The organism is Haladaptatus sp. DJG-WS-42, from assembly GCF_037198285.1.
Taxonomy (GTDB): domain Archaea; phylum Halobacteriota; class Halobacteria; order Halobacteriales; family Halococcaceae; genus QDMS2.
The window spans coordinates 498,271-508,072 of record NZ_CP147243.1 but is presented as its reverse complement, the minus strand read 5'-3'; the positions used below and the strand labels follow the sequence as shown (position 1 = coordinate 508,072).

Sequence of the window (9,802 nt, the reverse complement as noted above, 5' to 3'; positions counted from 1 at the left end):
AACTATAGGTTAGTATGAAAATCACGCTACAAGACAGTCCGGGCGGCGATGAGGGGCAGTTTACCCGCTACGACTACGCCGACACGACGGTCTTTGCGGCCGACCTCGGCATGCGTGGTGGTGCCTCGGTCGATGTCCTCGACCACACCGCAATCGTTGTCTGGGATGACGACGAGCAGCTCGAAATCGAGATACCCACGGAGGGCGGGGCAAGAGCGTTTATCAAAAATGGCATCCTTACTATCGAGGTAGACCGATGAAGCTCACCGTCAAACCCCTAAAACAGAAAGACGCCGGTCGTGGATTGGCCGCCGTAGACCGCGCAGCAATGGCCGAACTCGACCTCGAAAACGGCGATTACATCGTTATCGAAGGGAAAGACAGTGGGCGCGCCGTCGCCCGGGTCTGGCCCGGCTACCCCGAGGACGAAGGGCGAAGCATCATTCGCATCGACGGCCGCCTCCGCCAGGAAGCAGACGTCGGCATCGACGACCGCGTGACCGTCGAGAAAGCCGACGTGAAACCCGCAACGAAGGTGACGGTGGCCCTGCCACAGAATCTCCGTATCCGCGGAAACATCGGCCCGTACATCCGCGATAAGCTCGCCGGACAAGCCATCACCAAAGGCCAGACGGTGCCGTTCTCGCTCGGCTTTGGCCCGATGACGAGCATGTCGAATCAGAAGATTCCGCTTCGTATCGCGGGCGTCACGCCGTCTGGTACGGTCGTCGTCACCGACTCGACGGAAATCGAGATTAGCGAGAAGCCAGCAGAGCAGATTCGCGGCACGGAACGAACCAGTCCGCTTGGCGGCCCCTCTATCACCTACGAGGACATCGGCGGCCTCGACAAGGAGTTAGAGCAGGTCCGCGAGATGATTGAACTGCCGATGCGCCACCCCGAGCTGTTCCAGCAACTCGGCATCGAACCGCCAAAAGGCGTGCTCCTCCACGGCCCACCGGGCACGGGGAAGACGCTCATCGCAAAGGCCGTGGCGAACGAAATCGACGCCACCTTCGAGACCATCTCGGGTCCCGAAATCATGTCGAAGTACTACGGAGAGTCCGAAGAACAACTCCGTGAGGTGTTCGAACGCGCAGAAGAGGGCGCACCGGCCATCGTCTTTATCGACGAACTCGACTCCATCGCGCCAAAGCGCGGGGAGACCTCCGGTGACGTAGAACGCCGCGTCGTCGCCCAACTCCTCTCGCTCATGGACGGGCTGAACGAGCGCGGGCAGGTGACGGTCATCGGCGCGACCAACCGTATCAACGCCATCGACCCGGCACTGCGCCGCGGCGGACGGTTCGACCGCGAAATCGAAATCGGGGTCCCGGACAAACAGGGTCGCAAAGAGATTCTGCAGGTGCACACCCGCGGGATGCCATTGGCTGAGGGAATCGACCTTGAGATGTACGCCGCGAACACCCACGGCTTCGTCGGCGCCGACTTAGAGTCGCTCGCCCGCGAGTCCGCGATGAACGCACTGCGGCGCATCCGTCCCGACCTCGACCTCGAAGCCGACGAGATCGACGCGGACGTCCTTGAGTCGATTCAGGTCACGGAAACCGACTTCAAAGAGGCGCTGAAGGGCATCTCGCCCTCCGCGCTCCGTGAGGTGTTCGTCGAAGCGCCGGACGTGTCGTGGGAGAACGTCGGTGGCTTAGAAGACACGAAAGAGCGCCTCCGCGAGACCATCCAGTGGCCACTCGAATACCCCGAGGTGTTCGAGACGATGGGCATGGAAGCCGCAAAGGGCGTCCTGCTCTACGGCCCACCGGGCACGGGGAAGACGCTGCTCGCAAAGGCCGTCGCAAACGAGGCCGAGTCGAACTTCATCTCCATCAAAGGCCCCGAACTGCTCAACAAGTTCGTCGGTGAGTCGGAGAAAGGTGTCCGCGAAGTGTTCGCGAAAGCCCGCGAGAACGCCCCGACGGTGGTGTTCTTCGACGAAATCGACTCCATCGCCTCAGAACGCGGCCAGCGCATGGGTGACTCCGGCGTCTCTGAACGCATGGTCTCACAGCTCCTGACCGAACTCGACGGGTTAGAAGAACTCGAAGACGTGGTCGTCATTGCGACGACCAACCGGCCAGACCTCATCGACGCTGCGCTGTTGCGCCCGGGTCGTTTAGACCGCCACATCCACGTTCCCGTCCCGGACGAGGACGCGCGTCGCGCCATCTTGGACGTCCACACCACGGACAAGCCAATCGCAGACGACGTTGACCTCGATAAACTCGCGAAAGATACTGAGGGCTTCGTCGGCGCCGACTTAGAAGCGCTCGTGCGTGAAGCGTCGATGGCCGCGAGCCGCGAGTTCATCCGCAGTGTCTCGCCCGAAGACATCGCTACGGGCGTTGACAACGTTCGCGTGACCCGCGCGCACTTCAAGAAGGCGATGAAGGAAGTTCAGGCATCGGTCACCGAGGAAACGAAGCGTCGCTACGACGAAATCGAACAGCGCTTCCAGCAGCGCGAACCGGAGACCGAAGAGCGCGAGTTCGGCCGCACCTTCCAATAACACCGGCTTGGGTGCGCGCCCGAAGGCTTTCGAAAGCTGGTTTTTTTGACGTTTCAACAGCTCCAGCCGTCGCTCACGACGCACTAAAACCCGCAGCAAAAGCCGCTATTCGGTCACTTCGAGCGGTTCGCGGTCGTATTTCGTCCGGAACTCTTGGATGAGCGTGCCCATCTTCGCGTACCAGTCGTTGAGGAGGCGCTGGAGTTCGTCTGCGACCTCGTCTGCGGCCGCGGTGGTGTAGACGTGGTGGTAGCCGCCCTGTTCGTAGTTCACCTGTTCTTTCTGGATGAAGCCTGCTTGCAGGAGGCGCTGGACGGCGCGGTAGGCGGTAGAGCGCTCTCGCCCGACTTGGTCCGCGATTTCGTCGATCGTCAACGCTTCGTCTGACTGTGCGAGCACGCTGAAGCAGTCCCGGTCGAGTTCACGGAGTCCGTGGAAACATTCGAGGAGTCCCTCACACTCCATGTCTTTGCGCAGTAGTTCTGCCATCGAGTCGGCCATCGGTTACCTGTACCTACTCGGTCGAACAGCAATAATGGTTCGTATGCTGGTGGTTCCCTCCGGTCTCGCGCCGCTCTCGTCGCTCACTCGCCCAGCGTCCGAATCAGAAACCACCGTTTCGATTGTGTGCCGAAGCCGCACGGCTGGTCGGGCAATAGTTAATCCACTTCCTGTCCGTCTGGACTAGTATGGTATCCCGCATCACGGCAGACGACCTCCGTCGGCTCGTAGACGACGACGTTTCGTTTGCCCTCATCGACACTCGCCCACCGGATAATTTCGCGGCGTGGCACGTTGAAGGTGCCCAGAACTTTCCGTACAAACCAGGTGACCCGGTGACCAAAGACGAGATTTTCGACGAACTCGGCGTGACCACCGACGACCGCATCGTCACCATCTGTGCGAAAGGAATCTCCTCTGACCGCTTCGCAGACGCACTCTCCGCCCTCGGCTACGCGAACGTGTCGCTCGTCGAAGGCGGCATGAAAGCGTGGAGCGCGGTGTACGACACCGTCACCATTCCGACCGATTCTGACAAAGTGACCGTCATTCAAGTACAACGCCGGGCAAAGGGCTGTCTTTCCTATCTCATCATCGCCCGACACACGGGGACGGCGGCGGTCATAGATGCGACCCGTCACACCGCGGAGTTCGTCTCGCTCGCAGAGCGCCATGGCGTCGAGATAACGGACGTGTTCGACACACACGTCCACGCAGACCACCTGAGCGGCGGCCGCGCACTCGCAGACGCCGTGGGCGCGACCTACCATCTCGGCGAACGTGCGACCGACCGCGGCGTGACATACGACTACGACGCGCTCGGACGCAACGACGTCGTCACCGTCGGCGACGTGGCGATAAAGGCCGTCGCCGTCCCTGGCCACACCTCAGAGATGGTGAACTACCTCGTAGACGACGTGGCCGTGTGTACGGGCGATACGCTGTTTACGAACTCTGTGGGCCGCACCGAACTCCAGTTCGGCGACGCAGACGCCGCAGACGGTGCGCGACTCCTGTATCAGTCGCTCCACGGGACGCTGCTCGCAGAACCGGACGACGTGCTCGTCCTCCCCGGTCACTTCACCATCAGCGCAGACGGCTCGTCGCCAAATGCCACCCCGGGCAACCCCATCTACACGGACATCCACACCGTGCGCACCGACCTGTCCCTGCTCACACTCCCTGAAGCCGAGTTTGTCGACCGAATCACCGCAACCTTGCCAGAAAAACCGCCGAACTACGAGACGGTTATCGCCATCAACACGGGTATGCGAGCAATTTCCGACGACCAAGAAGCGACGGAGTTGGAACTCGGACCGAACAACTGTGCGGCAGAAGAAACGGCTTAGTTCAGCGGCTCCGCGGCGTCTTGGTCAACGAGTGGCTTCGCGTTGGCCGATGGCAGCGTCACCACGTCTTCTGCAGAGAGGACGTAGGTGCGCTGGTCGATACCGAAAATCTCGCCAACGTCTTTGGTGATGCGGACGGTCGTGCGCTCGTCGTCCGGCTCGGCGTCTGTGTCCTCGGTTGCGTCCGCCACGTCCGTTTCAGCCGTGGCTTCGGGCTGGTCAGGAGCTGGGCGTTCAGGTTCGTCGGGCGGAATCTCGGGCGCTGGCTCGTCTGGAGCCGGTTCGTCAGGTGGCACCGGCTGGGTGTCCGCCTGCTCGTCCGCTGTTCCGTCGCTGCCCATCATATCGGCGGCGCTGATACCAGATGCGGGCGTGTCTGCTGGCTCAGGCGCTGGGTCTGCCTCCGCAGGCTCGTCGTCCGTGCTGGTCGGGACGCCTTCGCCCGAAAGCACCGACAGGACGTGTGCTCGATTTTCCTCGATTGCCGTCACGAGTTGCTCGTAGACGCCTTCTTCCTCTGCGGTGAGGCCGTCGTCGTCGACTGGCATGCCCGCAGCGTCGAGGCTTGCCATCTTGACGAGTTTACCAATGCGGCGTTCGTAGACGGCTTCGACGGTGCTCTCTGCGGTTTTGATGTCGTCAGAAAGCCGTCGAACGTCGGGTGAGTCGAAGGGGTCATCTGCGCGCGCGGCAGCGGCCTCGCGCTCGTCGCGCAGCGACTGAATGAACTCCGCAGCGTCGGCATAAAAGGTCGCACGAAGATGCTGCAGGCTGTCCTTTTGTCGCTCTTTGCTTCGGACAGATTGGAGGTCGTCTAGATTCATTCTTTGCCCTTCTCTGCGCGTCCTCTGGCCATCAGGAAGATGCCCAGATACTCTGGAACTGTAACATCTCCTTCAGACAGTGTAAAACTATCGCCACCGAGTTCGACCGTCCCGCCGTTCGTGACTTCCACCGTGATGTCGTGACCCACGAACGTTTCGGGCACAGCCGCTTCGAGTGGGTTGAACGCGGCGAGTTCGTCGCGTTCGAGGCGAAGCACCTGCAGGCCACTCCCGCCGTGGAGGCTTCCCGGCAGGCGAATGAGGCGATTCGTGTCGGTGGTCACGGGTTCGTCAATCGGTGCGTTGTCGAGCGGAACGACCTCGCGCATCACGTCACGCGCAATCCGGTAGAACGCGGGGTGGACGTCGATGTTTCCAGCCGCGATTGCGTCACGATTCGACTGCATTGCGGTGAGTGCCGCCTTCGCGCGACCCTCGCCCACACCGTCTCTCGACTGGAGTTGCTCTAAGGCCGTCTCTTCGTCTTGTTCGAGGACGGCATCGACGTAGCTCATAAGGTGGCGGTGGGCGCGTTTCCCCCAGCCGCCGCGAATGCGCAGCGTGCGCTTGTCGGCGGGCGTTTTACGGCCGAGTCCTTGGACGGATTCTGTGGCGATGAGTTCGTCAAAGTCGAGGCCAATGCCGCGGACGTAGTCAACGATTTCGCGGCGTTCCTCGCGCTCTAAGTCGAAGACGCCCGGGTCTCTGACGTGGACGTGGTAGCCTCGCCCGCCAGAGAACACCACCTGTGTATCGGTAAAGCCGAAGTCGTCGTCGAGAAACGAGAGTAGGCGCATGAGTGCACTCTTACACTTTTCGAGCATCTCTGCGTAGGAGTCCTCGCCTAGGGTTACAGCGGGCAGGTGGTCTGCGTCCAAATCGAAGACGAGGTCTGAACCTTGCCAGCGCTTTTTCGTCATCGAGTTCGCACTCGGGTCTGCGTACTGCCCGGCGGAGAAGTAGACGTGGCGGGGGCGCTTGTGCTGGAGAAATTCACCGAGGTCGCCCAAGTCGAGGAGCGACCGGTGGCGAACCATCGTCGTGCCCGGCGACTCGGTCCACGGGATGAAGCCCCACTCTCGCTCGTGGGCGTTCGGTGGTGGCGTTATCTCGTGGCGTCTGTAGTAGTCTCGAAAGCGGCCACGGAGATACGCACGCGTGCGCTCTTCCATCGACCGGGATTCGTCGTACGGTTAGAAAGGACTTGCCCTTCAGCGCCGCATGAACTCAGAGAACTTGCTCGTAATCGAACTGTTGCCAAGTCGCAGATAGTAGGCCGCACCGCCGTCTTCGTAGTAGTTGGTGACTTCGCGGACGATTTTGAAGCCAATGTGTTTGTAAAAGCCGAGTGCCTGTTCGTTCGTGGTTCGCGCGTGACAGCTCACGGAGCCGTACTCCTCTGCGATGGCTTTGACGAGCCGTTCTGCAAAGCCCTCGCCGCGGTAGTCGGCATTGACCGCGAGAAACAGAATGTAGCCGTCACGACGGACCGAACAGAACGCGACGAGCTTCTCTACGGGGCCGTCTTCGACGAGCAGGTACGCCGTAGACCGGCGGTAGGCGTCCATGAAAAAGCCACGTCGCTGGCGGAGGAACCCCTCGTTTTTCCGGATATGTTCTTTTAGTTCCCAGGCCTCCTTCGCAAAAGCGTCATTGCCAGGCCCGGCGACGCGCAGTTCGATGTTGACGCTCACTATCACGGATTATAGCGACGGAGTCGATATAATACCACCGCCCTTGCCACAACACTTTCGGCAGTGGGGTGATACGAGCCGGTAATGAATTCGGGTGATGGCGAGGGGGACTTGCCACGAGAACACGCACAAAGTTTCAAGCTCCGCGTTCGGCAAATCTTCCTGAGCGGGGCCGCACTCACGATTCCGCTCATCATCACGTTCATCGTCCTCGGGTTCATCGTGCGGTTCGTCTCTGACATTTTGGCTCCGTTCGTCCAGGTTGCGAACTACTTCTGGACCATCAACATGCCGGGTTTTCTGGTGCAGGCCACCGCCATCGTCGCCACCGTCGTCATCATCTTCGTTGTCGGCATCGTCTCTGAGGGGACGAGCGGCGAGCACATGGCCGACCGGTTTCACACGCTCGTAGAGGCGATTCCGGGCGTGGGTGGCGTCTATCACAGCTTTCGTCGGATGAGCGACGTGCTCATCGAGAGCGACACACAGAGCTTCCAGGAGGTCAAAATCGTCGAGTTCCCCCACGAGGGCGCGTACACGATTGGCTTTCTCACCGCCGATACACCGGAGGAAATCGAGACCGCGGCGGGCCACGACGATATGCAGACGCTGTTTCTCCCGCTCGCGCCAAACCCGGTGATGGGCGGCTTTCTCGTCCACCTGCCCGTTGAGAAGGTTCACGACGTGGACATGACCGTCGAAGAGGGGGTTCGTGCCATCGTGACGAGCGGGGTTGCCGTTGGCGAGTCGAGCGGCGAGGGGACCGCCCTCACCTCAGAGCAGCTGACGCGACTCACAGGAATCAATCAACAGGAGAAGGTCCAACAAGACGAAGTCGACTCTGACGTTGAAGCACCTGACGCCGCACCCGGAAACCGCGAGGAAAAAGACGATGCGGTCTAAAGAATTGGTATGACCATCGCGGAGGCGCTGTCGTGAGTTTCGAGCTGAAAGAGCACACCGCAGACGTGGGTGTCGCCGCGACCGGCGAGACGCTCTCTGCCCTGTTTGCCGCCTTCGGTGACGGCCTCACCGCCTGTATGTGTGACGAGTTTCCGGAGACAGGCGAGCGATTTTCCTTCACCGTCCGCGCGGAGAGTCGTGAAGCGGCGCTCTTTGACTATCTCGATGACCTCATCTACGAGCGCGACGTGCGCCTCGTGCTCCCCGTGGAGAACGAGACCACCGTCAGCGAAGAAAACGGCGAGTGGGTCGTGGAAGCGAGTGCGCGCGGTGTCCCGCTCGCGGACGTGACCGCCCGCGACATCAAGGCCGTGACGTATTCTGAAATGCGCATCGAGGAAACGTCAGCGGGCTGGGACGGCTACGTCGTCTTCGACGCCTGACGGTCGCGCGAATCCACAGATGAAAACCTATTCCGCCCGGCGGCCGTAGGTTCAGCTATGACTACCTACGAAGCTGGTGACATCACGCTTCACAAGCTCCGCGAGTTCGTCTGGGAGATTCCCAAAGACGGCGACATGCGCGTCCCCGCCCGCGTGCTCGCAAGCGAGACCCTCCTTGACCAGATTAGCGACGATCTGACGCTCACCCAACTCAAAAACGCCACTCACCTGCCGGGTATCCAGAACCACGCCATCTGTATGCCGGATGGCCATCAGGGCTACGGCTTCCCGGTCGGTGGCGTCGCCGGAATCGACACCGAAGACGGCTGTATCTCGCCCGGCGCGGTCGGCTACGACATCAACTGCGGCGTCAGAATGATGACGACGAACCTCACCTACGACGACCTCAAAGGTCACGAGGAGGAACTCGTCGAGGCGTTGTTCGACGCCATCCCCTCTGGCCTCGGCGGCGGCGGCGTCGTCCAAGATAGCGTCGCCACGGTTAACGAAGTCCTTGATAAGGGGATGCGGTGGGCGCTCGAACAGGGCTACGCCACCGAAGCCGACCTCGCCCACTGCGAGGACGAGGGCTTCCGACCCGACGCGCGCCCCGACAAGGTGTCTGAGAAAGCGAAAAATCGCGGGCGAAACCAGCTTGGCTCGCTCGGTTCGGGGAACCACTTCCTCGAAGTCCAGCGCGTGACCGACGTGTTCCGCGAGGATGTGGGCGAGGCGTTCGGCCTCTCTGAAGACCAGATTGTGGTCCTCATCCACTGCGGTTCCCGAGGGCTTGGCCACCAAGTCTGTACGGACTACTTGCGGAAAATCGAGAAACAACACAGCGGCCTGCTCGCAGAACTTCCAGACCGCGAACTCGCCGCTGCGCCCGCGGGCAGCCAACTCGCTGAGGACTACTACGGCGCGATGTGCGCGGCCATCAACTTCGCGTGGGTGAACCGCCAACTCATCATGCACCGTACTCGCACGGTGTTCGAAGACGTGTTCGACCGCCCGTGGGAGGAGATGGAGATGAACCTGCTCTACGACGTGGCCCACAACATCGCCAAAAAGGAGGTTCACGAGGTCGATGGCGAACAGCGCGAACTGTTTGTCCACCGGAAAGGGGCGACGCGGGCGTTCCCGGCAGGGCGGCCCGAACTTCCACCCGCCTACCGCGACGTGGGTCAGCCAATCATCATCCCCGGCTCGATGGGCACGCACAGCTACATCCTGCGCGGCGGGGAGAACTCGCTTGGCCTCACCTTTGGCTCGACCGCCCACGGCGCAGGGCGCGTCATGAGTCGCACACAGGCAAAACAGGAGTTCTGGGGCGAGACGGTCAGAGAAGAACTGCGCGAGCAACAGCACATCTACGTCAAAGCCCAGTCCGGGGCGACGGTCGCAGAGGAAGCGCCCGGCGTCTACAAGGACATAGACGAGGTCATCCGCGTCTCGGACGCGCTCGGCATCGGCGACAAGGTTGCGCGGGCGCTTCCGGTCTGCAACATCAAAGGCTGAGAGACGCACGACCCAGAAGTTCTTTTGCTCCGAACGAGAAGCGAGA

The 9,802-nt window shown here is 61.3% G+C and carries 10 protein-coding genes; 6 read left to right on the top strand and 4 right to left on the bottom strand.

Annotated features, from left to right (window positions below; translation table 11 throughout):
* Nucleotides 1–14 precede the first annotated feature (14 nt).
* Together V5N47_RS02805 and V5N47_RS02800 are read left to right on the top strand one after the other, a co-directional pair.
* Nucleotides 15–260, top strand: coding sequence for a hypothetical protein (locus V5N47_RS02805; RefSeq protein WP_338729330.1), 246 nt, complete (start codon nucleotides 15–17; stop codon nucleotides 258–260).
* The gene (locus V5N47_RS02800; RefSeq protein WP_338729329.1) at nucleotides 257–2,524 is read left to right on the top strand and encodes a CDC48 family AAA ATPase; all 2,268 of its coding nucleotides are present in this window, start codon (nucleotides 257–259) and stop codon (nucleotides 2,522–2,524) included. The genes V5N47_RS02805 and V5N47_RS02800 overlap by 4 nt, the downstream gene beginning before the upstream one ends.
* A gap of 105 nt (nucleotides 2,525–2,629) precedes the next feature.
* Here the strand turns inward: V5N47_RS02800 and V5N47_RS02795 are convergent, their stop codons facing one another.
* Nucleotides 2,630–3,025, bottom strand: coding sequence for a helix-turn-helix domain-containing protein (locus V5N47_RS02795; RefSeq protein WP_338729327.1), 396 nt, complete (start codon nucleotides 3,023–3,025; stop codon nucleotides 2,630–2,632).
* A gap of 188 nt (nucleotides 3,026–3,213) precedes the next feature.
* Here V5N47_RS02795 and V5N47_RS02790 point away from each other — a divergent pair, with 188 nt between their 5' ends.
* On the top strand, nucleotides 3,214–4,374 hold the full coding sequence (locus V5N47_RS02790) for a rhodanese-like domain-containing protein (protein WP_338729326.1): 1,161 nt from the start codon (nucleotides 3,214–3,216) through the stop codon (nucleotides 4,372–4,374).
* Here the strand turns inward: V5N47_RS02790 and V5N47_RS02785 are convergent.
* The 3 genes from V5N47_RS02785 to V5N47_RS02775 are packed head-to-tail and all read right to left on the bottom strand — an operon-like array spanning nucleotide 4,371 to nucleotide 6,892.
* Nucleotides 4,371–5,198 carry a hypothetical protein gene (locus V5N47_RS02785; protein WP_338729325.1) on the bottom strand — a complete coding sequence of 276 codons (828 nt, stop codon included), beginning with the start codon at nucleotides 5,196–5,198 and terminating at the stop codon, nucleotides 4,371–4,373. The two genes, V5N47_RS02790 and V5N47_RS02785, sit on opposite strands and share 4 nt — an antisense overlap.
* A complete protein-coding gene (priS, locus tag V5N47_RS02780) occupies nucleotides 5,195–6,370 on the bottom strand; it encodes a DNA primase small subunit PriS (RefSeq protein WP_338729324.1) in 1,176 nt (391 codons plus the stop codon). Before priS ends, V5N47_RS02785 begins: the two co-directional genes overlap by 4 nt.
* 39 nt (nucleotides 6,371–6,409) lie before the next feature.
* The gene (locus V5N47_RS02775; RefSeq protein WP_338729323.1) at nucleotides 6,410–6,892 is read right to left on the bottom strand and encodes an N-acetyltransferase; all 483 of its coding nucleotides are present in this window, start codon (nucleotides 6,890–6,892) and stop codon (nucleotides 6,410–6,412) included.
* Nucleotides 6,893–6,976: 84 nt separating this feature from the next.
* Here V5N47_RS02775 and V5N47_RS02770 point away from each other — a divergent pair, with 84 nt between their 5' ends.
* The 3 genes from V5N47_RS02770 to V5N47_RS02760 are packed head-to-tail and all read left to right on the top strand — an operon-like array spanning nucleotide 6,977 to nucleotide 9,756.
* Nucleotides 6,977–7,795: a DUF502 domain-containing protein gene (locus V5N47_RS02770; RefSeq protein WP_338729322.1), complete on the top strand. Its 819-nt coding sequence runs from the start codon at nucleotides 6,977–6,979 to the stop codon at nucleotides 7,793–7,795.
* Between the two features lie 32 nt (nucleotides 7,796–7,827).
* Nucleotides 7,828–8,238, top strand: a complete 411-nt coding sequence (locus V5N47_RS02765; protein ID WP_338729321.1) for an archease — start codon at nucleotides 7,828–7,830, stop codon at nucleotides 8,236–8,238.
* 57 nt (nucleotides 8,239–8,295) lie between these two features.
* Complete coding sequence (locus V5N47_RS02760; protein WP_338729320.1) at nucleotides 8,296–9,756, top strand: RtcB family protein; 1,461 nt, start codon at nucleotides 8,296–8,298, stop codon at nucleotides 9,754–9,756.
* Nucleotides 9,757–9,802: the final 46 nt, after the last annotated feature.